This is a genomic window from Micromonospora sp. WMMD967 (genome assembly GCF_029626165.1).
GTDB classification, from domain to species: domain Bacteria; phylum Actinomycetota; class Actinomycetes; order Mycobacteriales; family Micromonosporaceae; genus Micromonospora; species Micromonospora taraxaci.
In genome coordinates this window covers 4,701,863-4,726,740 of record NZ_JARUBK010000001.1, presented here as the reverse complement: position 1 = coordinate 4,726,740, position 24,878 = coordinate 4,701,863, and the positions used below count along the sequence as shown (strand labels likewise).

Genomic DNA, 24,878 nt, shown 5'->3' with positions numbered 1-24,878 from the left:
GTGGTGTGCCGGGAAGCCTGGTCGGCGGTTCCGTCAGCGACCCCTCCGGAGGCTCCCCATGACCCCGCCACCCGCTCCCCACGAGCCGCAGCTCCTTCCGCGCGGCAGCTGGCCCGAGGTACGCCGGATCGGCGACATCCTCCGCACCGAGACGGTCGGCGGGGTGCTGCTCCTGGTCGCCGCGCTGCTCGCGCTGGCCTGGGCCAACTCGCCCTGGTCCGGGGCGTACCAGTCGCTGGGTGACCTGACGATCGGCCCCGAGGCGCTGCACCTGGATCTCACCCTGGGTCAGTGGGCCGCCGACGGCCTCCTGGCGATCTTCTTCTTCGTCGCCGGGCTGGAGCTCAAGCGTGAGTTCGTCGCCGGTGATCTGCGGGAGCCCCGGCGTGCCGTCCTGCCCGTCGCCGCCGCGGTCGGCGGGATGGCGGTGCCGGCGCTGATCTACGTCGGGTTCAACCTGTGGGCGGCCGACGGGGCGCTGACGGGCTGGGCGATTCCCACCGCCACCGACATCGCGTTCGCCCTCGCCGTACTCGGGGTGATCAACACCAACCTGCCGGCGGCGATGCGGACGTTCCTGCTGACCCTCGCGGTGGTGGACGACCTGCTGGCGATCGTGATCATCGCGGTGTTCTACACGAGCACCCTGCACTTCGGCCCGCTGCTGCTCGCGCTGGTTCCGTTGGCCCTCTTCGGGTTGCTGGTGCAGCGGCGGGTCCGGTCGTGGTGGCTGCTACTGCCACTGGCCGTGACGACCTGGGCGCTCGTGCACGCCTCGGGCGTGCACGCCACCGTCGCCGGGGTGCTGCTCGCCTTCACGGTGCCGGTGATCCGCCGTACGGCGGGGCCGGGTCGAGGCCTGGCGGAGCATTTCGAACACCGGATCAGGCCGCTGTCCGCCGGGGTGGCGGTGCCGGTGTTCGCGTTCTTCGCCGCCGGAGTGTCGATCGCCGGCGCGAGCGGCCTCGGCGCGACGCTCACCGACTCGGTCACACTCGGCATCGCTGTCGGTCTGGTGGCGGGCAAGGCAGCCGGGGTCCTCGGTGCCACCTGGCTCGTGCAGCGGTTCACACGGGCCCGGCTGGCGGAAGGGCTCGCCTGGTGGGACATCGTCGGATTGTCCCTGCTGGCCGGGATCGGCTTCACCGTGTCCCTGCTGATCGGCGAGCTGGCGTTCGGTGCCGGCACCGAACGGGACGACCACTCCAAGATCGGTGTGCTGCTCGGGTCGCTGGTGGCGGCGCTGCTGGCCACCATCGTCCTGCGCGCTCGCAACCGCCACTACGAGGGCGTGTGCGCCGTGGAGGAGCGCGACACCGATGCCGACGGCGTACCGGACGTCTACGAGGCGTCGGCGAACAAACCCGGGCCCGCCTGATCCGCTGTCACGGGACGGACACTTCCCGGCCAGGTGACCGGGGAGTACGCTCAGCTCCGGTGTGCCGGGAAGTCTGGTCGGCGTCGTACTCGTCGTCGACCCGGGGGGGTTTCCCATGGCTGTTCCCGCGATCCGCACCGCCGGTCTCACCAAACGCTACGGTCCGGTGTGCGCACTGGACGCACTGGACCTGACGGTGCCGGCCGGTGAGGTGTTCGGCTTTCTCGGGCCGAACGGCGCCGGCAAGTCCACCACGATCCGCATGCTGCTCGGGCTGGCGCGGCCCACCTCCGGACGGGCCTGGATCTTCGATGCCGATGCGGCCGACGTGGCGACGGCACACCGCTCGATCGCGTACGTTCCCGCCGATGTCGCACTCTGGCCGGCCCTGACCGGTGCCGAGGCGTTGGAGTTGCTGGGTCGGCTCGGCCCGGGCGTGGACCGCGTCTACCGCGACGAGCTGGTGGAGCGGTTCGCGTTGGACCTGTCCAAGCCGGGTCGGGCGTACTCGACCGGAAACCGGCAGAAGGTCGCGCTGGTGGCGGCGTTCGCCACCCGCGCTCCGCTGCTCGTGCTCGACGAGCCGACCAGCGGACTGGACCCGCTGATGGAACGGGAGTTCCAGGTCGCCGTCGCGCAGGCCCGCGAACGCGGGCAGACGGTGTTCCTCAGCTCCCATCAGCTGGCCGAGGTCGAGGCGGTGTGCGACCAGGTGGCGATCCTGCGCGGGGGCCGCCTCGTCGAGGTCTCCGGGGTCGCGGCACTGCGGCGGCTGCACCGCAGCCAGGTGGAGGTGAGCTTCGCCGACGTCGCCCCGGATCTGAGTGCGGTGGTCGGCGTCGAGACGGTGGAGCAGGTCGGTCCCGCCCGGCTGCGGTTCACCCTCACCGGCTCGCCAGCACCGGCGTTGCGGGCACTGTCCGCAGTGGAGGTGACCGCGCTGCGGATTCACGAACCGACCTTGGAAGAGATCTTCCTCGACTACTACCAGCAGCCGTCCCGGTGACCGCCATCGTCACCCGCCCGGAGCGGGTTCCGGCGGTTCCGTCCGCCCGCGTCATCGGTTCGACAGTCACCCGACTGGCCCTGCGGCAGGTACGCCGGGGTGCGCTGATCGTCGTCGTGCTGGTCGCCGGGATGTCCGCGATGGTGGCGGCCACGTACGCCAGTACCGTCGGCGACGCGCTGGATGCCGCCGCGCTGGCTGCCCTGGCCGAGAATCCCGCAATCCGCACCCTGTTCGGTCAGCCGGTCGCCCTCGACGACGCGGGTGGCTTCACGGTGTGGCGTACCGGCACCGTCCTGTCCGTCCTCGTCGGGACGTGGGGGTTGCTCGCGGCGACCCGGATCACCCGGGGCGAGGAGGACGCCGGCCGGTGGGCTCTCCTGGCCGCTGGCCGGCTCCCGCTCACCGCGATCGTGGCCCGGCATGTCGCCGTCCTGACCGGCGCGGTGCTGACGGCCGGCGTCGCGGCGGGCGCCGCCCTGCTCGCCGTCGGCACGTCACCAGACGGTGCCGTGCTGCACGGCGTCGGCCTGGCCCTGGTCGGGGTGTACTTCGTGGCCGCCGGCGCACTGACGGCGCAGGTCTTCGTGTCCCGTGCCGCGGCCAGCGGTGCCGCGACGGCACTGCTCGGCGTCGGCCTGCTGCTCCGGATGGTCGGCGATGGCGTCGACGCGCTCGGCTGGATGCGCTGGTTGTCACCGTTCGGGTTGGTCGCACTGGCGCAGCCGTACGCGGCGAACCGGGTCCTGCCGTTGGTCGTGCTGGCGACCTTCGCCGTCCCGCTGCTCGTCGCGGCCGTGCTGGCCGCTCGGCCCCGCGATCTCGGCAGCGGCTGGCTGGCCGCCTCGGCGGGCCGTCGACCCCGTCTGGGCCTCCTCGGCTCGGTGAGTGGCTTCGCCGCCCGTCGGCTGGCGCGTCCGCTCGCCGGCTGGGCGGCCGGGGTGGCTGCCTATTATCTGCTCATCGGCGTACTCACGGTGTCGATGACCGAATTCCTGGCAGACAACCCCCGCTTCGCGGATCTTGCCGCGCAGGCCGGTTTCGCCGGGCTGGGTTCGGTCGAGGGGTACGTGGCCGCGATGATGGCGCTGCTCGCGATCCCGGCAGGCGTGTTCGCCGCGGTCCGATCGGCTGCCTTCGCCGCGGACGAGGCCGCCGGCCGGCTCACGTTGTTGCACGCCCAGCCGTTGACGCGTACCCGATTTCTGCTGGCCGAGATGGCTGTCACCGGATGTGGCACGACGGTGTTGGTCGTCGCCGCCGGCCTTGCCACCTGGGTCGGAGCGTCGACCGTCGACGCTCCCCTCGGGCTCCTCGCCGCTCTGGCCGGCACGCTGAACGTGCTGCCCGTCGCCCTGCTGAGCCTCGGCGCGGCGACGTTCGCAGTGGGCTGGCTGCCACGCGCGGCAGCGCTCGTCGGCGCTCTGCCGGCGGCGGGCGGGTTCCTGTTGCAGGTCGTCGCCGACAGCACCGGCGCACCGGCCTGGGTCGGCCAACTGTCCCCGTACGCGCACCTCGCCCCGGTCCCGGACGCGGCGCCCGCCTGGGCTGCCAGCGCCCTCATGGTGATCATCGCCGGTGCGCTCGCCACACTGGGGCTGTTCGGCTACCAGCGGCGCGACCTCCAGGGATAGATCCGGTGGCCGGCCGACATAACTTGGCCGGCCACCGGAACCTTCTTCCCGGCCCGTTGGTGGGAGTGGTGAGAAGGGAGGTGACGGTGTCCGACGGCGATCTGATCTCCGAGCTGTACGCCAGTTGTTTCCGGCGCCTGGTGGTCCAGCTGTACGCGGTGACCGGTGACCTCAGCGAGGCGCAGGAGGCGGTGCAGGAGGCGTTCACCCGGGCGCTGGTGTCGCCACGGCGTTTCGCCGCGTTGGAGAACCCGGAGGCGTGGTTGCGGCGGGTCGCCGTGAACTGGGCGCGCAGCCGGTTTCGCCGCCGTCGGGTGCTCGACGGGCTGCTGCGCCGGATCGGTCCACCGCCGAACGTCGCCGACCACTCTCCCGAGCACCTCGCCCTGCTCGGGGCGTTGCGGGAACTGCCGGAGGGGCAGCGGCACGCCCTGGCGCTGCACTACCTCGTCGACCTGCCGGTGGACGAGATCGCCGACACGCTGGGCGTGTCGGCCGGCACGGTGAAGTCCCGGCTGTCCCGGGGGCGGACCGCCCTGGCGGCGCTGCTCGCCGACACCGACGACACCGCCACCGACGACACCGAGACGGGGAGGATCGATGCGCGGTCGTGAGTTCTCCGGGTTCGACGTGGACACCCTCACCGAGGCTGTCTCGCCGCCACCCCTCGACGAGTTGCGGTCCACCGCCCGGTTCCGCCGTCGCCGGTCGGTCGCGATGGGGACGGCCGCACTCGTCGCCCTGGCCGGGCTGACTGTCGTGCCTCTGGTGACCGGGGCGGACCGGCCCGATCCGGTGGTCCCCGCGGAGCCGTCGCGCACGGAGGGGGACATGTTCACGCTGACCGGGCCGGACTCCGGGGTCGACGTCGACGTGTCGGAGGACAGCTGCGTCATGCGCTTCGCGTACACGGGTGACCGTGGCCGGACCTGGTCGGCCTGGGACGCGGCCCGGTTCCAGGGCACCAGGTGCACGGCCAACGCCGCCAGCGGCACGCCGTCCGGTCGCAACGAGGTCGCCGTGCTCGGTGACCGGTCCTACCTGGTGAGCGACGCCGGGACGCTGCACCTCTCCACCGACTTCGGCCGGACCTGGCGGGACGCGAACTCCGCGATCGTCGCCGTGCCCGCCTTCCCGGCGACGGCCCGGCCGGTCTTCTGCGGCTTCGGGTGTCGCCCACTGGCCGAGCCGCTAGCTGTGGATCCGGCGAGCGGAACCGTGTACCGGCTCACCGCGAAGATGCCCTCGTGGCGTCCCCTGCAGAGCCTCTACCCGGCCGCCGACGGTTCCATCTGGGCGGCGTACCAGATGGGGTCGGGGGCGACGCTCGCCCGCAGCGCCGACGGAGGCGCGACCTGGACCGCCTGGGAGGTGGGTGACGACGTCAATGTCGCCGCGGTGGTCGGGCTCGACGACCGGGAGGGGTACGCGCTGATCAACCCACCCGCGACAGCGAGCGGTGGCCTGCGCCTGCTGCGCACCACTGACGGCGCGAAGACCTGGACGGATGTCGGCGTCAGCCTGCCGTGGACGTGGGACCTCACGGTGGGGTCGGACGGCTCCCTGCTCGCGATATCCACGGGCGATAGCACCGAGCCCGACCGGCTCGCGCGGCTCCTGGTCAGCCGGGACGACGGGAGACATTTCACCGTCGCCCGGGAGTACGGCCCCTCCGTCATGGCGGCCAGTGTGGCACCCGGGTTCGCCTGGCTCTACGGGCGCGACGGGCCAACGGCCGAACCCGACCACGTCCTCGTCACCACTGACGCGACCTCCTGGAGCCGCTTCGCGCTGAAACCCTGACCTGAGGAGTTAACAGCGGCCCACACCGGGTAGGCACCCGGGCTTCTGCCAGCGGCCGGGGAGGTGGGATGACGGCGACCAGCGCCTTTTTCGACCGGTTGACAGTCGCCGGCCAGGACCCGCGGTTCAGCAAGGTCTGTGGGAGTGTGCGCTTCGACATCCGGGACGGGGACCGTGTGGACCAGTGGCTCCTCGACATCGATCACGGCCGGATGCGGGTGACGAGGAGCGGCGCGCCGGCCACCACCGTGATCATGGTTTCGGCGCAGGTCGCGGACGCGATGGCCCGTGGCGAGGTGAACGGGCTGGCGGCGATCACCCGGGGCGAGATTTTGGTCGACGGTGACCTCGGCCTGGCGTTGCGGATCGGGCGCCTGTTCCCGCGGGAGCCGGAGCCGCCGGAGCACGCCGCCGGTAACGACGGTCCGGACGGCGGCCGGTGACCGATGCAGGACATCCAGGGCACTGTGGCGTGCATCGACGGGAACACCTTCATGGTGTCCGACGCCAGTGGCGACGTGGAGTCCTCCCCCGCCGCTCCGGTCGGGCTGTTCGCCGCCGACACCCGCTTCCTGTCCCGCTGGATGCTCTACGTCAACGGCGAGTGCATGACCGCGCTGTCGGTGGACGACAGCCAGTACTACGAGGTCACGTTCTTCGTGGTGCCGGGGGCGGCGGTGGACTACGTGCAGGCCGACCTTTCGGCCATCCGTCGCAGGCGGATCGGCCCGGACCTCACCGAGTCGTTGACGATCTTCAACTACGGCGAGCGGGAGATGGAACTCGACATCCGCCTCGAGGTGGCGGCCGACTTCGCCGACATCTTCGAGATCAAGTTCGACGTCAGCGACAAGGCCGGCACGTACTACACCGAGGTCGGGCCGAACGATCTGCGCCTGGGGTACCGGCGGTCCACGTACCACCGTCAGGTGGTCGTCTCCGCCACCGAACCCGCCGAGTACGACCCGGACGGCCTCCGGTTCACGGTCCAGCTCGGCCCCGGAGAGCAGTGGTCGACGCGCCTGCAGGCGGCGATGCGGGCGCTGCGCCCGGACGGCGTCGACCTGCGCTCCGCCCTGCGGGCGCAGCGCCCGGACGAGACCACCCTGCCGGCCAGTCTGCGGGCCTGGGTCGCGGCGGCCCCGACGTTGGACACCGAGAGCGTCGCGCTCCAACAGGTGTACACCCGCAGCCTGGTGGACCTGGCCGCGCTGCGCTTCGCCCCGCTGTCGTTGGGTGGCGCGACAGTGCCGGCGGCCGGGCTGCCCTGGTTCATGACCCTGTTCGGCCGTGACAGCCTGCTGACCTGCTTGCAGACCCTGGCCGTGACACCGTCGCTGACCCCGCCGACGCTGCGGATCCTGGCGTCGCTCCAGGGCGCTCGGCGCGACGACGTGCTGGAGGAGGATCCGGGCCGGATCCTGCACGAGCTGCGCTACGGCGAGTCGGCCGCGTTCGAGGAGCAGCCGCACTCCCCCTACTACGGCACTGTGGACGCGTCGCCGCTGTTCGTGGTGCTGCTCGACGAGTACGAGCGGTGGAGCGGCGACACCGCTCTGGCGCTGGAGCTGGAGCAGGAGGCGCGCGCCGCGCTGACCTGGATCGACAGGTACGCGGACCTGACCTCCACCGGTTACATCTGGTACGAGCGGCGCAACCGTGCGACCGGCCTGGACAACCAGTGCTGGAAGGACTCCTGGGACAGCATCTCCTACGCCGACGGGCGGCTGCCGGGCTTCCCGAGGGCCACCTGCGAAACCCAGGGGTACGCCTACGACGCCAAGATAAGAGGCGCGCGGCTGGCACGTACCGTCTGGGGCGACCCGGCCTTCGCCGATCGGCTGGAGCAGGAGGCGGCGGCCCTGTACGACCGCTTCAACCGGGACTTCTGGATGGAGGAACGCGGCTTCTACGCCCTCGCGCTGGACCACGACGGCACTCCCGTCGACAGTCTGTCCTCCAACATCGGGCATCTCCTGTGGAGCGGCATCGTGCCGCCGGAGAGGGCCCCGAGGATCGTCGAGCACCTGATGGGTCCGGCGCTCTTCTCCGGTTGGGGGGTGCGGACCTTCGCCGAGGGGCAGCGCCGGTACAACCCGCTCGGCTACCACAACGGCACGGTCTGGCCGTTCGACAACTCGTTCATCGCCTGGGGTCTGCGCCGGTACGGCTTCACCAGCGAGGCGGGCCGCATCGCCGAGAGCATCCTCTCCGCGGCCACCTACTTTCAGGGGCGGCTGCCCGAGGCGTTCGGCGGGTTCGACCGCGCCACCACCCGCTACCCGGTCCGGTACCCCACCGCCGGCAGCCCGCAGGCGTGGTCCAGCGGGGCGTGCATGCTGCTCATCCGCACCATGCTGGGCCTCAACCCGCACGAGGACCACCTGGCCGTGGACCCCGCGCTGCCGCACGCCTTCGGTCGGATGGCGCTGCTGGACGTCCCCGGCCGTTGGGGCAAGGCCGACGCCTTCGCCCGCCACCGCCCCGATCACCCCCCGTCGTAGCGACGACGACGGGCGGGCGCAACCGGGGACCACCTCCGGTCGCGCCCGGTCATGCGTCGGTCAGTCGGTGGACAGCCCCCTGGTCGCCAGTTCGCTGAGAGACCTGTCACCGCCGCCGAGGGCCGCGCGCGCCGCCTCCGGGTTGCACACCTGGAACGCCTCCACCACGAAGGTCGGCGAGCCGGAGCGCCCCTTGATGCCGTCCACCTCCTGCCGGTCGGGGTTGAAGGGCAGCGTGCGCCACTGCTCCGCGACCTGCGGCCAGGTGGAGGAGATCGCCGTGACCAGCCTGTCGACCAGGCTCGCGTAGTCCTCGGTGCTGATCGGCCGGCCCCGCCCGTACCGATCGCGCAGCGCGAGGATGTCGGCGCCCGCCGTGCCGGCGTAGGTGTCGTCCAGCCCGAGCCACCAGTGCGCGAAGTACGCGCCCTGGTAGCCCTGGGCGAGATAGCGCGACCCGTCGTTGTGCACCTCGATGATGAAGTTGTGGACCTGAGGGAACTGACAGTCCAGCAGCAGGACGGTCTTGGCACTGGCGGGCTTGACGAGCAGTGCCTTCCTGAGATCGTCACCCTCACCCGCGCCGAAGGTCTCCGCCGGCTTGCCGGCGAGTTCGCCGCCCTTGGCTTTCAACTGCTCACGGATCTGGTACGCGGCGAGGCCGCAGTTGGCCCACCGACGGCTCTTGTCGCGCAGTTTCACCTGCTTGTCGTCGGTACGCCCGGTGCTCGCCAGCGCCGTGTCGAGCTTCGTCAGCACAGCGCCGTCGAGGGCCTGGTCCCGCTGCCGCTGGTCGGGGCCGCTGGCGAACCCCTTCCGGGCGTAGTCGGTGGCGGCCTTGACGGCGTCGACCCAGGTGTCGAAGCGCTTGTCGTCGCCGAACCTGGTCGCCGACCAGGTGACCAACTGCCCGAGCGCGTCGCCCTCGAAGCCTTCCGGCAGCAGCGTTTCGATCCGCTCGGCGATCTCGCCGTAGGCTTTCCCGTCGTCCTCCAGGTTGGGGATCTGGCCATCGGGGTACGTCGCCTTGTCCTCGGCGATGAACAGCATGCCGAACCTCCACAGTCCCTTGTGCACGGTCACCCGCGGTGGCGAGTCGACTACCAGGCTGGACCATGGGAGGGGCATCGCATCCGCAACGTCGGGATTCCGTCCGCCGGCCTCCACTGTGGGTGGACACTGTCCGTCAGCCGTCGCTGTCGCGCAGCCCGAGGACGTACGTCGCCGTCATGGCGACGACCCGGTCCTGGTCCCGGGTCAGCTCGGCGAGGGCGCGGGAGGCGGCCGGCCCGGGGATGTCCGCGAGCGCCTGGGTCAACCGCCGACGCGCCGACTGTCGCACCGACTCGTGCGCGAGGCGGTCGACGAGCGCGCTCGTGATCTGGTCCGCCAACGCGCTGTCGCCGGCCAACGCGCTCAACGCGTCGGCGGCGTCGACGTCGTGGGCCTCCTCCACGACCATGTCGACGAGTGTCGCAACGGCGTCGGGCACGCCCCGCGCGCCGAGCGCCAGAGCCGCGTGCTGGCGGACCACGACGTCGGAGTGGGTGAGGGCGTCGCGCAGCAGGTCGGTCGCCGCAGTGTCCGGGATCTCGACGACGGTCTCGACGGCCCGTCCGCGTACCGCCGCGTCCGGCGATCGGAGCCCTTCCGCCAGCAGGGCCAGCCCGCTGTCGCCGGACTGCGCCAGCGCCCAGCGCAGGGCACCGGCAACGTGCGGGTCGGCCTCGCCGAGCACCGCCTCGACCAGGGCCTCCACCGGAACCTTTTCCGCCGAGTGCAGGGCGGCACGCTGACGCCGGCCGGCGCTCTCCGAACCCAACCCGCGCAGCAGGGCGACGGTCTCCAGGACGTCCGCCCAGTCGGCCGGGTCCGCCGCACCGATCCGACGCAGCCGGTTCAGTAACTCCATCTCGCCCGCGATGCGGTCCCGCGTCTGGCGGATGAGGTCGTCGACGAGGGCCGAGGGAGCGAACCCGGGGTCGTCGAGCGCCCGCCGGACGTCGCGCAGCGACAGCCCCAGCGTCCGCAAACTCTCGACCTGGAAGATCAGCCGGATGTCCGCGGCGGTGTACTCGCGGTAGCCCGTGCTGGTCCGGCCGGTCGGTCGGACCAGCCCGAGCGAGTCGTAGTGCCGGAGCATGCGCGCGCTCACCCCGGACCGCCGTGCCACCTCACCGATCAGCACCGGTCACCCGCTCGTCGCCGCCGGGCCGAGCGCCACCACACGGATAGCCTCGTCGGTCGCGTACTCGAAACCGGCGTCCGGGTCCTCCCACAGCCGCTGGGTGGCGGTCGCGTGCGCGCGTACCTGAGGGTCGGGATCGGCCACCGCGGCCCGCAGGATCGGGATGATCACCTCGCCGAGCGCGATCAGCGCTCGGCTCAAGCTCAACCGTGTCTCCCGGTTGCCCCGCCCCAACTGCGTCGACAGCACTGCGGCCAAATCGGCCGTCGCACCGTCGGGGACCACTGCGACCGCCGCCCGCCAGGCGCTGCGGGCCACCTCGTCGTCGGCGTCGGTGAGCAGCGCCGGCGTGATCGCCGGCCACGCCCTCCGGTCACCGATCTTGGACAGGGTGTGCAGCGCCTGACTGCGGGCCTGCGCGCGCTCCGAGCCGAGTTCGCCGAGCAGCCTGGGAACCGTCTGCGCCGCCGGGTGGCGGGTCAGGGCCCAGGTGAGCATTTCGCGTACGGAGAAGTCGGGCTCGACCGCGCACCGCGCGACGAGCGGGTCGACGCCTCGTGGGTCCGGGGTCGTGCCGACGGCCAGGGCCGCGCGCAGCCGCACCGACGCGTCGGTGTGTTTCAGCCCCTGGAGAGCCCTCATGGTGTTCGTGTCCTGGTGCGGACCGGTCATCGAACTCACCTCCTCGGACCCAGTGCAGACCTTGTCACTGTGTCAAGGTCAAGCGATCCTCGCCTGCGCCTTTCCGCAGTGCGGGCCGACACGGCGTGCCACACTCCGAGGTGTCCTCGATCGTCCTGCCCGTCCGGCTGCGGGCGGCGGATCGGCGCCCAGGTGCGGAAGGGGCGAGGATGCCACCAACCTGGCTGCTGGTGCTGTCCTGGGCCGCGCTCGCGGCGGGGTTCGTCAGCTTCGCGATCGTGGTCGCCGACACCTACCTGCGCGGGCACCGTCAGCCGGTGCGGGTCATGGAGATCGTCTGGCCGGTGACCGTCCTCTACATCGGCCCGGCGGCCGTCCGGCTCTACTGGAACTGGGGCAGGGCCGAGGTCTTCGCCCGACGACGGCACGGCGACCAGGTCCGCGGGCCCCGGCGGGGACTCGTCGTCACGCAGGTGTCCCGTTGCGGCGCGCACTGCGCGCTGGGCTTCGTCGTCGCCGAGGTCGCCCTGTTCGCCCTCAGGGTCGACCCGGCCCAGGAGACGCTGTGGGTCGACTACGTCGGCGACTACCTGGCGGCCGTGACGATCGCTGTCCTCTTCCGGTACGTCGGAGGACCCGGTCGCGGAGTCACCAAGATCTGGCGTGCCCTGTCAAGCGTGGTGACTGTCGAACTGCTGACCATCACCGCGTTCGAGCTGGCGCTGTTCGCGTGGCTGACGCTCGCGCACCACGTCGTCTTCCCCGAACCGCCGCTGCGACCGGACAGCCCGGTCTTCTGGTTCGCCGGCCAGCTGGGGCTGATCGCCGGCTTCGTCGCGGCGTGGCCGGTCGCCTCCTGGCAGCTCGACCGAAGTGCCGGTCGAGCGGAGTAGCCGGCCGGTCAGCGTGGCAGCCGGGTCCGGCGGTAGTAGGACCATCCGGCCAGTGGCAACGCGACAGTCCAGGCCAGCAGCAGCGGAAGACCGACCAGCACGCCCGTCGGGGTGAAGATGTCCGCAGAACTACTGTCCGGCAGGTCGGCCGCGAACTGCCACGGCAGGGTCACCGAGTAGCCGATCATCAGTGCGGATCCCAGCACCGTCGGCGTGAGGGGAAGCCATCGAGGCACCCGGCGCCCACGTAACCACGGCACCCACCGGGGGAAGGTCACCCCCCAGTCGCTGATGAGACCGAGCGCCAGGACTCCGCCTAGGGACCCGCCTCCCCGGGACCGGGGACGTCAGCCCGGCCGAGGGCGTGGGAAGCACTGTGATCTATCGATCACCGCGCATTCCACCTGTGTGGACGGCGGCCTGATAGGAAGGAGCGAGTTGGCCTCACCTCAAGGGAGTTGACCGTGGCGCGTTCGCACCTGTCCCGCCGTTCGCTGCTGACCGCCGGTGGCGCCGCCGCCGTCGCGCTCGGCGCAGCCACCGCCAGCCCGTCGGCAGCCGCTGCCACGCCGGCGGAGGACCCGGTCGACACTCCGGCCGAGGCGCTGCGGCGGCTGCGGGCCGGCAACCGGCGGTTCACCTCCGGGCACGGCCGGCACCCGCACCAGGGTCTGGCGGACCTGCACCGTCTCGCCGCCGGACAACACCCGTTCGCCGTCACCGTCGGCTGCGCGGACTCCCGGGTGGCCCCCGAGGTCCTCTTCGACCAGGGGCTGGGCGACCTGTTCGACAACCGGGTGGCCGGCAACATCGTCGACGACCTGCTGTTGGGCAGCATCGAGTTCGCCGTGGAGGAGTTCGGCAGCCTGCTGATCGTCGTCCTCGGCCACGAGCGCTGCGGCGCGATCACCGCCACCATCGACGCCATCCACAGCGGCGGCACCGCTCCCGGGCACATCGGCACGATCGTGGACGCCCTACGCCCGGTCGTCGAGCCGGTCCTCGACCAGCCCGGAGACCCGGTGGAGAACGGGGTCCGCGCCAACATCGTCGCCCAGGTGGCAGCGCTCAGCGCCCGCAGCTCGATCATCTCGGAGAAGGTGCACCAGGGCGCGCTGCGCGTCGTGGGCGCCCGCTACGACCTGGACAACGGGCGGGTTTCGCTGCTGGCCTGACGAGGGCCTTAGGGTTCAGTCATGGTCGATCGGCACCAGGTGTTGAACTTCCGCGTCCGCGCCCAGCAGCTCACCCGGGGCGCGGGCGCGCTCGCCGACACCGCCGTGCTGGACATCGGGGTGCAGAACACCGGGCCGGACGGTGCCCGGTGGGCGCTGGCGGTGCGCGGGGTCGACGTGACCGCGTTGTCCGACACGGAGGTGGTCCTGCTCTGGACCGTGCGGGGTGCCCCGCACCTCTACCGTCGGGCCGACGTCGGCAAGGTGGCGGCCGCTGTCGAACCCTTCACCGACGCGGACGCCGGCAAGCGCATCTACGACGCGTCCCGACCCTTGAAGGCCGCTGGCATCGGCAACCTCGCGGCCCTCGACGAGGTGGCCGCCCGCATGCGGGACGTCGTCACCAGGCCGACGGTCAAGGGGGACGTGTCCGGCCGCCTGGCCACGATGCTGCCCGCGCCGTACCTGCGGTCCTGCCGGCCGTGCGACGCCACCCACCTCTACGAGATGCCGTTCCGGCTCGCCGCCGTGCGGGCCGGCCTGGAACTCCAACTCGACACCTCACCGCCGATCCTGCGGCGCATCGCCGGGTTCCGGAAAGCATCCGCTCCGAGCGACCGTTTCGACCTCATCCGCGCGTACCTTCGCCTGCTCGGCCCGGCCACCCCGAAACAGGTGGCCGACTATCTCGACGCCCCGGTCAGGGACGTGAAGGCGCGCTGGCCCGACGACGTGGTCGAGGTGACTGTCGACGGTGAGGTGCGCTCACTGCTGGCCGCCGACGCACCGGCGCTGGAGTCGGCCGACGGCACGGGCACCCGCCTCCTCGGCCCGTACGACCTGTTCCTGCAGGCGAAGGACCGGGCGACGCTGGTGCCGGACGCCGCCCACGCCAAGGAGTTGTGGCCGGTGCTGGGTCGCCCCGGTGCCGTCCTGGTCGACGGCGAGCTGGTGGGCACCTGGCGCCCGCGCAAATCCGGCAGGACGCTCACGGTCGGCGTGCATCCCTGGCAGCGGCTCTCCGGCGCGACGCGCGACGCCGTCACCGCCCAGGCCGAACGCCTCGCCGCGCACCGGGCCGTCTCCCTGGCCGGCGTCGACATCGCCGGCTAGATCACCGCACCGTCCAGGCGACGGCGGGAGGCCGCACCCGAGCGCAGAGCGGCCCGCCGGCGGCGTCGGTCAGCCCGACCCGGCCGACCAGCACCCCGCCGCCCTCGTGTGCGGCGCGCAGCAGTTCGGTCGGGACGTCGGTGAACATCAGCTTCGCTCGTCGGAACATCGCAAAGCCGTCCTCGGTCACCGCGCCCCAGCTCAGGTACAGAAATCGCGCACCGGGGCGGCCGTGCACCCACGGGCCGCCGACGTCGAGCATCCCGTCGACCTCGCAGCTGGACACCTCGACGTGCCAGGTGGCGTCGGCGGCGTCGGCCGGCACCAGATCGACCACCTCGGCCTTGCGTTGGACGCCGACGTGCACGTTGCCCCGCCGCAGCGCGTCGGCCTCCGCACCGGTACGGCGACCGGGCAGGTCGGTGCCGTCGATCCGGATCCGCATGCTGGCGATTCTCGTTCCTCGACCGGTGCGGGCGCGCCGGTCGGTGGTGGCGGTGTCGGCCTGACGAGGCCGGCCGAAGTGTGCGGCGGTCGGGCGGGTCACCGCACCGCCCGAGCGGGCAAAAAGTAAAGGCAAGGAGATAACTCTCCCTGCCACTTCTAACGTATATCGCACCTGGGGGCTTGCGGCAAGACCCCGGTCCTGGCGCAGAATCTGCGGCCGGACCAGCATCAGGACGCAACGGGGGGCACGACATGGGTGTGTTGTCGATGGACGAGGGCCGCAGCGACCTCGCACCGCTGGTGGACCTCCGGGAGGTTGACGAGACGCAGGTGGCGGTCGTCGGAGGCAAGGCCGCGCACCTGGGCGTGCTGTCGCGCATCGACGGAGTCCGCGTACCGGCCGGGTTCTGCGTCACGACGACCGCCTTCCGGCGGGTCATGGCGCAGACCCCGCCGATCGACGAGCTGCTCGACCAGCTCTCCCGCCTCGGCCCGGACGACCGGGAGGCGGTCGGCGCGCTCAGCGCGGAGATCCGCCGGAGCATCGAGGAGACCCCGATCCCGGGCGACCTGGCGGCCGCGATCACCGGCGCGCTCGCCGGGTTCGGCGAGGAGACGGCCTACGCCGTCCGGTCCAGCGCGACGGCGGAGGACTCCCCCACGGCCTCCTTCGCGGGTCAGCAGGACACCTACCTGAACGTCGTGGGGCCGGAGGAGATCCTGCGGCACGTCAGCCGGTGCTGGGCGTCGCTGTTCACCGAGCGGGCCGTCGTCTACCGGCTGCGCAACGGCGTCGACCACCGTGCGGTGCAGATGGCTGTCGTCGTACAGCAGATGGTTTTTCCGGACGCCGCCGGCATCCTGTTCACCGCCGACCCGGTCTCGGGCGACCGGAGGGTCGCGACGGTGGACGCCAGCTTCGGCCTCGGCGAGGCCCTGGTGTCCGGCCTGGTGAACCCGGACGTCTTCACGGTGCGCGACGGCGAGGTCGTCACCAGGGCGGTGGCCGCCAAACAGCGTGCCGTCGTCGCCGTGTCGGGCGGCGGTACGCGGGAGGTGGCGATCGACCCGCAGCGGCAGGAGCAGCCGGCGTTGACCGAGGCACAGGTCGTGCGGCTGGTGCGGCTCGGACGACGAATCGAGGCTCACGTCGGCCGCCCGCAGGACATCGAATGGTGCCGGGTCGACGACGACTTCCTGATCGTGCAGAGCCGGCCGATCACCACGCTGTTCCCCGTGCCCCCGGCCGGTGACCAGGAGAACCACGTCTACCTCTCGGTCGGTCACCAGCAGATGATGACCGACGCCATGAGGCCGCTGGGGCTGTCCATGTGGCAGTTGACGGCCATGGCGCCAATGCTGGAGGCCGGCGGCAGGTTGTTCGTCGACGCCATCGGGCTGCTGGCCTCCCCGGGCCGGGCCGGGTTCCTGGAGATGGTCGGGAAGTCCGATCCGCTCATGAGGGACGCGTTGCAGACGCTCCTCGACCGCCCGGGCTTCGTCCCGACGACGCCCGTGGGCGAGGGTGGTCCCGCCAGGCTGCCGAACGGCGGCACGTCGATCGAGACCGACCCGGCCATCGTGACCGAGCTGGTCGAGCGCAACGAGGCGTCCGTCGCCGCCCTGCGGCGGGACATCGCGACGGTGAGCGGTACGGCGCTGTTCGACTTCCTGCTGGAGGCCTTCGAGGAACACAAGCGGATCCTCGCCGAGCCCCTGACCATGCAGGCGATCATGGCCGGCATGGAGGCCACCTGGTGGCTCAACGACCGGCTGTACGAGTGGCTGGGCGAGAAGAACGCCGCGGACACCCTCACCCTGTCCGCTCCCGGCAACATCACCTCGGAGATGGGACTGGCGTTGCTGGACGTCGCCGATGCGATCCGTCCGTATCCGGAGGTGGTGGCGTTCCTGCGCGGCGTCGAGGACGACGGCTTCCTCGACGAGCTACCGACAATCCCGGGCGGGGCCGTCGCGCGCGACGCCATTGAGGCGTACCTCGACCGGTACGGCATGCGCTGCATCGGGGAGATCGACATCACCAGGCCACGGTGGAGCGAACGCCCCAGCACACTCGTGCCGGTGATCCTCGACAACGTCCGACTCTTCGAGCCCGGTGCCGCCAGGAGGCGCTTCGCGCAGGGGCAGCGGCAGGCGCGCGAGAAGGCGCAGGAGGTGCTGACGCGTCTGCGGGCGCTGCCGGACGGGGAGCGGAAGGCCGACGAGACCGAGCGGATGATCGAACGGGTGCGGACCTTCGTCGGCTACCGGGAGTTCCCGAAGTACGGCATCGTCAGCCGCTACTTCGTCTACAAGCAGGCCCTGCTCGACGAGGCCGAACGCCTCGTGCGGGCCGGCGTCCTCAGCGAGCGGGAGGACGTCTTCTACCTCACGTTCCAGGAGTTCCGCGAGGCCACGCGCTCGCGCCAGGTGGACCACGAGCTGATCCGGCAGCGCCGGGACGAGTTCCGGTCGTACCAGGCACTGACGCCTCCCCGGGTGATGACCTCGGACGGCGAGGTCCTCACCGGGGCCTACCGACGTGACGACGTGCCGGCCGGTGCTCTGATCGGTGTGCCGGTGTCAGCCGGGACCGTCGAGGGACGCGCCCGCGTCATCCTGGACATGGCCCAGGCCGATCTCGAAGCCGGCGACATCCTCGTCACGGCCCACACGGACCCCAGCTGGACTCCCCTGTTCGTCGGCATCGCCGGCCTGGTGACGGAGGTCGGCGGGTTGATGACGCACGGCGCGGTGATCGCCCGGGAGTACGGCCTGCCGGCTGTCGTCAGCGTCCTCGACGCCACCCGGCTGATCCGCGACGGGCAGCGGATCCGCGTGCACGGCAGCGACGGGTACGTCGAGATCCTGCCCTGACCGACGGCACCCGGGGAGCCACCATGGACGCCACTCCCGACGACGCTCTCATCGCCGAGGCCACCCGGGTGGCCGTCGCCCGACTCTGACGTTCTGCGGCCGCCAGGTCGAAGTCCGTCGGGCTGCGTCAGGTTGCCTCCGCCTCCTACGCTGCCGGTCGTGCCCCACGTGCCCCGGCGACTCAGTCATCAGATGCGCGTTCGGCAGGACAGCGCGGGGGCAGGCCGCCAGAGCGGGGTGCACATCGAGCACCTGGTCATCACCCGCAGAGGCGACACCTGGCGGACGTCCCAGGTCAACGCGCCGGCCGAGCCGACGTGGCCCAGCGACCTGCTGCCCACGATCGGCGCCCTCGTACCGCCGTTGATCATCGTGCTCACCTTCGGCATGCTGGATCAACCAGCGGTGCTCCACGCACTGCTCCAGCAGGGCAACCCGGTCATCCTGGCCGTGGCACTGATTCCACTGGTGCTGCCGCTGGTGGGCGCAGCGTTGACGTACCTCGGTCTGCACCGGTGGACCTCCTGGACGACTCGCCAAGCGGGCTGGACCGCAATCGCCGTCGGCGCGACGCTCTCCTTCTTCATCCCGCTGAACTACGTCGCACCGCAGCTGGGCCTGCTGAGTCTCGCGTTCGCCGCAGTCGCCACCAGGAGACGACGCTTCCGAGCCCTGGCCGTCGCGCTCATCGCGCTGCTGACGGTCATCATCACCACCGCCGTCGTCACCAGCAGGACGCAGAGGTTCGCCTCGACCCCGGACGGTGACTACCTTCAGCGGATAACTGTGGGTCGGCTCCTCGACGGGCTCGTCCGTCTCAACATCGACGACGGCGAAGGGCAACGCAGCGTTCTGCTCGTGGGCAGCAGCGAGGACTACGCCACGGTCATCACCGCCGACCATCCTCCTGTGGTGGAACACGTCAGCGCCGACGTCATCGCCAAGGCCAGTCCGTGCCAACTGCGACCGACCCCGCTGCAACGAAGCCTGTTCAGTCTCGTGACCCGAGGGTCGGCGGCGACGGACGCCGACCGCGGCGGCACACCAGACTGCATCCAGGGACGTGCTTCGTAGGCGCGGTAGTCCACGTCCGCGCCGAGCGCTCCGGCCGCCTGGTGGATTTCGGCGGGCAACGCCGAGCAGAATGCCCTGCCGGCCGCACATTACCGATATTCCGCAGTCGATTGAATCACATTTCACGGCGTCCGTCGCTCGCCGACCTAACGGCTAACGCGAGCCCACATCAGGATCGTACGCCCAGGTGAAGGCGCAGAGGTCCACTCCGGACGCTTAATGAAAACTTAAGGAAATGCAGACGAAAAACTGTTATTCGCCGCCGGCAGGCCGGCCACCAGGGCCCGTCCGAAATGGTCTCCTTAATTCTTCGCCCACAAGTTGATGCCAATCCCCCGACCCACTCATACTTCTTTTCGCCATCAGCTGTGCCGTCGACCCAAAGGAAGAATTGGTAATGCGGACTCCCCCCGCGCATGTCGCACCGCCGGACCGGGCGCGCAAGCGCCGTCGTATCACCCGCCTCACGCTGGCCGGCGCGGTCGCCGCCGCGTTGACCGCGAGCGGCATCTACATCGCCGGCGCCCAGGCCGAGGAGGTCTCCGCCCCGGGCCGGGTCCAGGCGGAGGCCTTCGCGGCGCAGTCCGGCGCGCAGACCGAGAGCACCGGCGACGCCGACGGCGGCCGCAACGTCGGCTGGCTGGCCAACGGCGACTGGCTGCGGTACGACGGCGTGTCGATCACCGGCGCCGACCTGACCGCCCGGGTGTCCTCGCACAACTCCGCCGGTGGCAGCGTCGAACTGCGCCTCGGCGCGCAGGACGGCACGGTGCTGGCCAGTTTCCCGATCGCCCAGACCGGCGGCTGGCAGAAGTGGACGACAGTCGCCGCGAAGGCGTCGAGCGTGCCCGCCGGCCCGCAGACCGTCTTCGCCGTGCTGAAGAGCACCTCGACGTCGGACTTCGTCAACCTGAACTGGTTCACGTTCGGCCCGGCGGCCGGCGCGTCGCCCAGCGCCTCGACCACGCCGAGCACGCCGCCGAGCGCCTCGGCCACCCCGAGCGCCACCCCGTCGTCGTCCGCCTCCACGTCGGTCCCGCCGAGCGCGCCGGCCGGCGGCTGGGTGCCCGTCGACCAGGCCCGGTGGGACAGGGAACTCGCCGCGTTCAACGCGATCACGCCGAAGGCGGTGACCCCGGGCACCACCCGGGTCCCCGAGTTCCACACCGACTGCGAGGTCGCCAACTCCGCGCCGGACGACCCGATCGTCGTGCCCGGCCTGCCCGGCGCCTCGCACATGCACACGTTCTTCGGCACGAAGATCGACGCCTTCACCACGACGGACAAGCTGCTCTCCGCGACGACCAACTGCAACGCCCCGGGTGACAACAGCGCCTACTGGGTCCCGGAGCTGCGCAAGGACGGCAAGGCCGTGCCGATCAAGAGCTTCCGCGTCTACTACGGCTCGCGGGTCAAGGACCCGTCGACCGTCAAGCCGTTCCCGCCGGGCCTGCGGGTCGTCGAGGGTGACGCGAAGAGGCAGGTGGACACCCCGAAGAACGCCGGCAGCAACCAGTTCTGGTGTGCCGGCAGCGCCGAGATCGGCCGCAGCGCCGACGGCAACTGGCCGGTCTGCGCCCCCGGCGGCAACCTGATCTTCCAGCTCGTGTTCAAGGACTGCTGGGACGGCAAGAACATCGACTCGCCCGACCACAAGTCACACATGGGCGACCCGGTGAACGGGGTCTGCACCGGCAAGTACCCGGTGGCCGTGCCGGATCTGTCCTTCATGGTGAACTACCAGTCGCTGGGCGGTGACGGTCTCAGCCTCTCCTCCGGCAAGCCGTCGTCCATGCACGGTGACTTCATGAACGCCTGGGAGCCTGCCCGCCTCGGCGCTCTGGTGAAGTCCTGCCTCAACCAGAACGCCAAGTGCGGCACCGAGGTGACCTTCGCCGGCGGCTGACCGACGCCTGACAGAGACGGCCCTCGCACTCCGGTGCGGGGGCCGTCCGTCTGTGGGAGTCGGGTCCTAGAGTGGCCGGCGTGTGGATCAGGACCGGTGCCGTGACGACCACGCTGACCCTGGTGGCGACCCTCGCGGTCGGCTGTACGTCAGCCACTCCCCCGCCGATCCCGACGAACGCCGACCTGACGAGAGCCTGGTGCGGCTCCTCCGGCGACCGCATCGACCTGCGCCAGGACGGGTCGTCGCGGGTCGAGCCGATGTCCGACACCTATCTGTCGCACGTCCTTCGCGACCTCCGCCACACGTGGACCGACCAGTTCATCTGGCGTACCTACTTCGACGGCCGCAGGCCCACGTCCACGGACGGCACCTGGCTGCTCAGCGACCACGAGAACGAAGACGACCGGAAGGTCGACCACCGTCGGTGGGTGCGACTCGACTTCGGGGAACGCGCCTCCGCGGATCGGCACGAGGAGGAGGCCCCCGATCCGTACGAGTTCGGCGACGCGTTGCTCGTCAGCCACGACGGCAACGGCTTCGAACTGTTCGCCCTCGACGGGAGGCCCGACGAAGGCTGGTCGAGCCGGTTCACGCCCTGCGTCGACTGATCGGCGGACTCGCCGCCGATCACGCGAGCCGGGTCCACGCTCCGGCGCCGGTCTAGGCTTTGGGTCGAGACAACGACCTCATGAGGAGTAGGGCATGGGCCTCGTCCACATCGAGCTGTTCGCGACCCTCGACCTCGTCGGGCAGGCGCCCGGTGGTCCCGAGGAGGACCCGGCGGGGTTCCCGTTCGGCGGCTGGCAGGCGCCCCTGCTGGACGATGTCGCCGGAGCGCAGGTCGCGGCCGCGTACGAAGGCACCGACGCTCTCCTGCTCGGCCGGCGGACGTACGACATCTTCGCCGCGTACTGGCCGCACCAGGAGGGCGGCCAGGACGACGACATCGCCACGCTCTTCAACAGCGTCCCGAAGTACGTGGCCTCCCGGGGCACGCCCGACCTCTCGTGGGCCGGGTCCACGCAGCTCGGCCCGGACCTGGCCGGCGCGGTGCGCGAGATCCGGGACCGGCACGAGCACGTGAAGGTCGTCGGGAGCCTGAACCTGGTGCAGACCCTTCTGCGCGAGAAGCTCTTCGACCGGCTCGACCTGTGGGTGCACCCGATCGTGCTCGGCGTCGGCAAGAAGGTGTTCGACGGTGGCGAGGTGCCCACGAACCTCACACTCCTCGAACCGCCGGTGGCCAGCGCGAAGGGCACCGTCTACCTGCGCTACGGGCTGGCCGACGGCACACCCGCCACGGGCGACATGGCCGCACCCGATCGCGGTGCCCGACGCGACGACTGACGTCGCACCGGGAACCCATCGCCAAGATCCGCGCAACATCAGGGTTGTTGGTGTCTCCCGCATGTCGGAGGCAGCAACATGCGGGAAGTTGCGCGGATCTCCATGCGGCCGATCACCTTCAGCGTCCGTCACCGGGCCGACCAAGCATGGGCAAGCCGGCGCGACCGCTGCCCTAGCGGGCGGCCTCGTCGGGGACGGACCGCGGGTGCCGGAGCGCGCTCAGCAAGGCGGTGAGAACGCCAGCCACCAGCAGGACCCGCACCGCGTTGAACAGCACCGTGTCGCCTGTGGAGTGGGGCGGGAAGAGGTCCTTCACGAGCCAGCCGCCGCCCAGCCCGAGGCCCAGGCAGACGTACATAGCGGCCCGCAGTCGTGGGAGGTGCTGCGGGCGGCCGAAGATCCGGGGTGCCTGCGTGCCGCCACGGCTGCGGTAGAGCAGCACGGCGGCCATGGCCAGGCTGGCCGCTAGGCACGCGACGGCCAGGACAACGTCCACGGATTCCATGGGCGACAGGCTATCCGAGGAACGCCCACGCACCGCCTGCCCGCGCCCACGCACCGGCTGCGCCCGCCCAAGATCCGCACAACATCAGAGATGTTGGTGTCTCCCGCCTGCCGGAGGCAGCAACATCCCGGAAGTTGCGCGGATCATGGGCGGAAGGCGCGGCGAGGGCGGGGCGCGCGGCTTAGGAGAGCGCCCGGCCGGCCAGCGCGAAGCTCACCAGGATCGCGGCCGCCAGTGGTACGGCGACCGCGACGACGAGTGCCCGCCGACGGTGTGACTCGCCGGTCAGCACGACGATCAGCAGGCCCAGCGCGAGGTCGATGGCCACGTTCCACCACGCGCCGGAGGAGTAGTCGGGATCGGTCGCCTTGCCGGCGAACCGGACCGCCTCCTCGAAGAACACGGCTGCCGGCAGCGCCGCCCCGACGACCTGCCGCCAACCCGTGCCACGCGCCCACGTCCCGGCGGTGCCGAACACCACACCGGCGAGCACCCCGAAGAACATCCAGACCAGCGACGACGGCGCCCAGAGCACCGCGAGGTCGTCGCCTTGCAGGAGTGCGGCCGCGAGGTAGTAGCTGGGTACCGCGACGACGAGCAGGACGGTGGCGCCGAGTGCGGCGCGCAGCCACCCGGCCCGCGCCCAGTATCCGAAGAAGAAGGCGGCGACCGCCCAGGTGGCGGTGGAGTTGCCGAGTTCGGCGATGGGGAACGGCAGCCACTTGATCCAGCAGAAGTCGAGGACGCCGAGTAGGAAGCCGCCCACCACGGAGGCGAGCGCCACCGTCCGATCACCAGGTCGCATGATCGCAGAGCATACCGAGTATGCGGTGTCGCCCCGGCGGCCCCCGCAACCCCGAGGGTCGGGGGGCCGGGAGTGAGCCCGTCAGCCGACGCGGGCACGGAGGCTTCGCGTCAGGGTGGGGATCACGACCGCCGCCGGTACGAGGTGCAGCGCGAGAAGGGCGACGGTGGTGGCGGTGTTCGCCCCGGCGAGCAGGGGCGGGACCAGCGAGATCGCGGTCAGCGACACGGTCGTCCAGAGGAACCGCTCGGCGGGGCGGGCGCTCCACCACAGCAGGGCGACGGCGATGACGATGCCGACGACTGAGAAGAACCCGGTCACCACGGCGAACCCGCCCAACGGGATCGCCTCGCCACCGTCGGGGATCTGAAAGTTGACGCCGGCGGCCTGGGCGAGCGCGGCGGCGGCTGTGGTGACCACCATCGCGGCGAGGGTCGCGAGGAGGCCGGTGCCGGCGAGTCCGAGGATTCGGCGGTTGGTCTGAGTGGATGCCGGGGCGGCGTTCGTGCTGGTCATGTCAGTGCTCCATCGGTTCGGTCACTGGCGGACACCGGGACTACTCCGTGCCGCCGGCCGGCAGCCCGAGCCTCGGGAACTGATCGGCGTGGAAGGTGGTGATCTCGGTGATCGCCCCGCCGGTGATGCGTAGGACGTCGAGCGTCAGCGGCAGGTACGCGTTCTCCCGCTCCCGCCAGTGGTAGAAGGCGACGGCGGGTTGCCGGTTGACGGAGGTGGGGATGCCGCGCAGGCCGGTCATGCCTTCGAAGCCGTCCCGGATCCAGTCGTTGACCACCGCGTCGCGGCCGACGTGCAGGCCCGGGGTTGGCGGCATCGAGCACCGCACGTCGTCGCGCAGCATCGTGGTGAGCCGGCCGATGTCCGTGGCGACGCTGGCCTCGGTGAAGCGGCGTACCACCTCACGGGTCCCGGCGTCCTCGTCGCCGCCGGTCCAGTCCTGCCGTTCGGCGGGCAGGTGCTCCCGCATGCCGGCGCGGGCCCGTTGCAGCGCGCTGTTCACCGAGTTGACGGAGTCGCCGAGCAGTTCCGCGACGTCCTTCGCCGGCCAGCCGAGCACGTCGCGCAGGATCAGCGCGGCCCGTGGGCGCGGCGCGAGGTGCTGGACGGCGACCACGTACGCCAGCTCGATCGTCTCCCGGGCGACGGCCACGGCCTCCGGCTCGTCGGCGTCGCCCGCCGGCAGTTCGTCGAGCAGCCGGTCCGGGTAGGGCTGCAACCAGCGCACCTCGCCGCCGGTCGCCGGCTCCGGGCGGCACTTGGCGAGGAAGTCCAGGCAGGCGTTGGTGGCGATCCGGTACAGCCAGGCCCGGAACGTCGAGCGTCCCTCGAAGGTCTCCCGCCGCCGCCAGGCACGGAGGAACGTCTCCTGGACGGTGTCCTCGGCGTCTTCGAACGACCCGAGCATCCGGTAGCAGTGCACGTGCAGCTCCCGCCGGTGCCGCTGCGCCAGCCCGGTGAACTCCGGCTCGTCGACCTCGGCGAGGTCCCTCACATTCGCACTCATCACGTCATCCTTCCGCCTCGTCATGTCCTGTCCCAGGTATGACGGGCGCGGGTCGG

Annotated in this window: 24 protein-coding genes; 15 read left to right on the top strand and 9 right to left on the bottom strand. The window is 71.3% G+C overall.

Features of this window, described 5'->3' with window-relative positions; translation table 11 throughout:
• Nucleotides 1-58 precede the first annotated feature (58 nt).
• The 7 genes from nhaA (at nt 59) to O7631_RS21215 (ending at nt 8,325) form a co-directional block, all read left to right on the top strand.
• Nucleotides 59-1,378, top strand: a complete 1,320-nt coding sequence (nhaA, locus tag O7631_RS21245) for a Na+/H+ antiporter NhaA (RefSeq protein WP_278145843.1) — start codon at nt 59-61, stop codon at nt 1,376-1,378.
• Nucleotides 1,379-1,493: 115 nt separating this feature from the next.
• Nucleotides 1,494-2,384 (top strand): ABC transporter ATP-binding protein, encoded by an 891-nt coding sequence (locus tag O7631_RS21240; RefSeq protein WP_278145842.1) that lies wholly within the window; start codon nt 1,494-1,496, stop codon nt 2,382-2,384.
• Complete coding sequence (locus tag O7631_RS21235) at nt 2,381-4,018, top strand: hypothetical protein (RefSeq protein ID WP_278145841.1); 1,638 nt, start codon at nt 2,381-2,383, stop codon at nt 4,016-4,018. The genes O7631_RS21240 and O7631_RS21235 overlap by 4 nt, the downstream gene beginning before the upstream one ends.
• 86 nt (nt 4,019-4,104) lie before the next feature.
• Nucleotides 4,105-4,632 carry a sigma-70 family RNA polymerase sigma factor gene (locus tag O7631_RS21230; RefSeq protein WP_278145840.1) on the top strand — a complete coding sequence of 176 codons (528 nt, stop codon included), beginning with the start codon at nt 4,105-4,107 and terminating at the stop codon, nt 4,630-4,632.
• Nucleotides 4,619-5,821, top strand: coding sequence for a sialidase family protein (locus O7631_RS21225; RefSeq protein WP_278145839.1), 1,203 nt, complete (start codon nt 4,619-4,621; stop codon nt 5,819-5,821). The genes O7631_RS21230 and O7631_RS21225 overlap by 14 nt, the downstream gene beginning before the upstream one ends.
• Nucleotides 5,822-5,889: 68 nt before the next feature.
• Nucleotides 5,890-6,264, top strand: a complete 375-nt coding sequence (locus O7631_RS21220) for an SCP2 sterol-binding domain-containing protein (protein ID WP_278145838.1) — start codon at nt 5,890-5,892, stop codon at nt 6,262-6,264.
• A gap of 12 nt (nt 6,265-6,276) precedes the next feature.
• Nucleotides 6,277-8,325: a glycogen debranching N-terminal domain-containing protein gene (locus tag O7631_RS21215; protein ID WP_278147982.1), complete on the top strand. Its 2,049-nt coding sequence runs from the start codon at nt 6,277-6,279 to the stop codon at nt 8,323-8,325.
• Between the two features lie 60 nt (nt 8,326-8,385).
• Here the strand turns inward: O7631_RS21215 and O7631_RS21210 are convergent, their stop codons facing one another.
• From O7631_RS21210 to O7631_RS21200, 3 genes are all read right to left on the bottom strand, one after another.
• On the bottom strand, nt 8,386-9,375 hold the full coding sequence (locus O7631_RS21210; protein WP_278145837.1) for a hypothetical protein: 990 nt from the start codon (nt 9,373-9,375) through the stop codon (nt 8,386-8,388).
• Nucleotides 9,376-9,511: 136 nt separating this feature from the next.
• A complete protein-coding gene (locus O7631_RS21205; RefSeq protein ID WP_278145836.1) occupies nt 9,512-10,513 on the bottom strand; it encodes a HEAT repeat domain-containing protein in 1,002 nt (333 codons plus the stop codon).
• A 3-nt stretch (nt 10,514-10,516) separates the two neighbouring features.
• A complete protein-coding gene (locus O7631_RS21200) occupies nt 10,517-11,155 on the bottom strand; it encodes a HEAT repeat domain-containing protein (protein WP_278147981.1) in 639 nt (212 codons plus the stop codon).
• Nucleotides 11,156-11,364: 209 nt separating this feature from the next.
• On the opposite strand from O7631_RS21200, the gene O7631_RS21195 reads away from it, so the two are divergent.
• A complete protein-coding gene (locus O7631_RS21195; RefSeq protein WP_278145835.1) occupies nt 11,365-12,048 on the top strand; it encodes a DUF4396 domain-containing protein in 684 nt (227 codons plus the stop codon).
• Nucleotides 12,049-12,056: 8 nt separating this feature from the next.
• Here O7631_RS21195 and O7631_RS21190 read toward each other — a convergent pair whose 3' ends face one another.
• The gene (locus O7631_RS21190) at nt 12,057-12,254 is read right to left on the bottom strand and encodes a hypothetical protein (RefSeq protein ID WP_278145834.1); all 198 of its coding nucleotides are present in this window, start codon (nt 12,252-12,254) and stop codon (nt 12,057-12,059) included.
• Between the two features lie 258 nt (nt 12,255-12,512).
• Here O7631_RS21190 and O7631_RS21185 point away from each other — a divergent pair, with 258 nt between their 5' ends.
• Nucleotides 12,513-13,223, top strand: a complete 711-nt coding sequence (locus tag O7631_RS21185) for a carbonic anhydrase (protein WP_278145833.1) — start codon at nt 12,513-12,515, stop codon at nt 13,221-13,223.
• Nucleotides 13,224-13,244: 21 nt separating this feature from the next.
• Nucleotides 13,245-14,336: a winged helix DNA-binding domain-containing protein gene (locus tag O7631_RS21180; RefSeq protein ID WP_278145831.1), complete on the top strand. Its 1,092-nt coding sequence runs from the start codon at nt 13,245-13,247 to the stop codon at nt 14,334-14,336.
• 1 nt (nt 14,337) lies between these two features.
• Here the strand turns inward: O7631_RS21180 and O7631_RS21175 are convergent, their stop codons facing one another.
• Nucleotides 14,338-14,781: a DUF5990 family protein gene (locus O7631_RS21175; RefSeq protein WP_278145830.1), complete on the bottom strand. Its 444-nt coding sequence runs from the start codon at nt 14,779-14,781 to the stop codon at nt 14,338-14,340.
• 254 nt (nt 14,782-15,035) lie between these two features.
• Here O7631_RS21175 and rph point away from each other — a divergent pair, with 254 nt between their 5' ends.
• The 5 genes from rph to O7631_RS21150 all read left to right on the top strand — a co-directional run bounded on the left by rph (nt 15,036) and on the right by O7631_RS21150 (nt 21,990).
• Nucleotides 15,036-17,660, top strand: a complete 2,625-nt coding sequence (gene rph / locus O7631_RS21170; protein ID WP_278145829.1) for a rifamycin-inactivating phosphotransferase — start codon at nt 15,036-15,038, stop codon at nt 17,658-17,660.
• A 192-nt stretch (nt 17,661-17,852) separates the two neighbouring features.
• Entirely contained in the window at nt 17,853-18,734 is an 882-nt protein-coding gene (locus tag O7631_RS21165) for a hypothetical protein (RefSeq protein ID WP_278145828.1), read from the top strand.
• A gap of 397 nt (nt 18,735-19,131) precedes the next feature.
• Nucleotides 19,132-20,640, top strand: coding sequence for a DUF1996 domain-containing protein (locus O7631_RS21160; protein WP_278145827.1), 1,509 nt, complete (start codon nt 19,132-19,134; stop codon nt 20,638-20,640).
• 80 nt (nt 20,641-20,720) lie between these two features.
• Nucleotides 20,721-21,251 carry a hypothetical protein gene (locus tag O7631_RS21155; protein WP_278145826.1) on the top strand — a complete coding sequence of 177 codons (531 nt, stop codon included), beginning with the start codon at nt 20,721-20,723 and terminating at the stop codon, nt 21,249-21,251.
• Nucleotides 21,252-21,345: 94 nt separating this feature from the next.
• On the top strand, nt 21,346-21,990 hold the full coding sequence (locus O7631_RS21150) for a dihydrofolate reductase family protein (protein WP_278145825.1): 645 nt from the start codon (nt 21,346-21,348) through the stop codon (nt 21,988-21,990).
• Between the two features lie 172 nt (nt 21,991-22,162).
• Here O7631_RS21150 and O7631_RS21145 read toward each other — a convergent pair whose 3' ends face one another.
• The 4 genes from O7631_RS21145 to O7631_RS21130 all read right to left on the bottom strand — a co-directional run bounded on the left by O7631_RS21145 (nt 22,163) and on the right by O7631_RS21130 (nt 24,822).
• A complete protein-coding gene (locus O7631_RS21145; RefSeq protein WP_278145824.1) occupies nt 22,163-22,495 on the bottom strand; it encodes a hypothetical protein in 333 nt (110 codons plus the stop codon).
• A gap of 181 nt (nt 22,496-22,676) precedes the next feature.
• A complete protein-coding gene (locus O7631_RS21140) occupies nt 22,677-23,300 on the bottom strand; it encodes a DUF6518 family protein (RefSeq protein WP_278145823.1) in 624 nt (207 codons plus the stop codon).
• Nucleotides 23,301-23,381: 81 nt separating this feature from the next.
• Nucleotides 23,382-23,816 carry a DUF6069 family protein gene (locus O7631_RS21135; RefSeq protein WP_278145822.1) on the bottom strand — a complete coding sequence of 145 codons (435 nt, stop codon included), beginning with the start codon at nt 23,814-23,816 and terminating at the stop codon, nt 23,382-23,384.
• 40 nt (nt 23,817-23,856) lie between these two features.
• Entirely contained in the window at nt 23,857-24,822 is a 966-nt protein-coding gene (locus O7631_RS21130) for an RNA polymerase subunit sigma-70 (protein ID WP_278145821.1), read from the bottom strand.
• Nucleotides 24,823-24,878 lie beyond the last annotated feature (56 nt).

Bases quoted from the DNA above. Each gene is read 5' to 3' on its own strand.
- O7631_RS21200 (WP_278147981.1), bottom strand. From the start codon at position 11,155: ATGAGGGCTCTCCAGGGGCTGAAACACACCGACGCGTCGGTGCGGCTG.
- O7631_RS21145 (WP_278145824.1), bottom strand. From the start codon at position 22,495: ATGGAATCCGTGGACGTTGTCCTGGCCGTCGCGTGCCTAGCGGCCAGC.
- O7631_RS21220 (WP_278145838.1), top strand. From the start codon at position 5,890: ATGACGGCGACCAGCGCCTTTTTCGACCGGTTGACAGTCGCCGGCCAG.
- O7631_RS21180 (WP_278145831.1), top strand. From the start codon at position 13,245: ATGGTCGATCGGCACCAGGTGTTGAACTTCCGCGTCCGCGCCCAGCAG.
- O7631_RS21240 (WP_278145842.1), top strand. From the start codon at position 1,494: ATGGCTGTTCCCGCGATCCGCACCGCCGGTCTCACCAAACGCTACGGT.
- O7631_RS21165 (WP_278145828.1), top strand. From the start codon at position 17,853: ATGCGCGTTCGGCAGGACAGCGCGGGGGCAGGCCGCCAGAGCGGGGTG.
- O7631_RS21150 (WP_278145825.1), top strand. From the start codon at position 21,346: ATGGGCCTCGTCCACATCGAGCTGTTCGCGACCCTCGACCTCGTCGGG.
- O7631_RS21135 (WP_278145822.1), bottom strand. From the start codon at position 23,816: ATGACCAGCACGAACGCCGCCCCGGCATCCACTCAGACCAACCGCCGA.
- rph (WP_278145829.1), top strand. From the start codon at position 15,036: ATGGGTGTGTTGTCGATGGACGAGGGCCGCAGCGACCTCGCACCGCTG.
- O7631_RS21210 (WP_278145837.1), bottom strand. From the start codon at position 9,375: ATGCTGTTCATCGCCGAGGACAAGGCGACGTACCCCGATGGCCAGATC.
- O7631_RS21160 (WP_278145827.1), top strand. From the start codon at position 19,132: ATGCGGACTCCCCCCGCGCATGTCGCACCGCCGGACCGGGCGCGCAAG.
- nhaA (WP_278145843.1), top strand. From the start codon at position 59: ATGACCCCGCCACCCGCTCCCCACGAGCCGCAGCTCCTTCCGCGCGGC.
- O7631_RS21195 (WP_278145835.1), top strand. From the start codon at position 11,365: ATGCCACCAACCTGGCTGCTGGTGCTGTCCTGGGCCGCGCTCGCGGCG.
- O7631_RS21130 (WP_278145821.1), bottom strand. From the start codon at position 24,822: ATGAGTGCGAATGTGAGGGACCTCGCCGAGGTCGACGAGCCGGAGTTC.
- O7631_RS21175 (WP_278145830.1), bottom strand. From the start codon at position 14,781: ATGCGGATCCGGATCGACGGCACCGACCTGCCCGGTCGCCGTACCGGT.
- O7631_RS21140 (WP_278145823.1), bottom strand. From the start codon at position 23,300: ATGCGACCTGGTGATCGGACGGTGGCGCTCGCCTCCGTGGTGGGCGGC.
- O7631_RS21225 (WP_278145839.1), top strand. From the start codon at position 4,619: ATGCGCGGTCGTGAGTTCTCCGGGTTCGACGTGGACACCCTCACCGAG.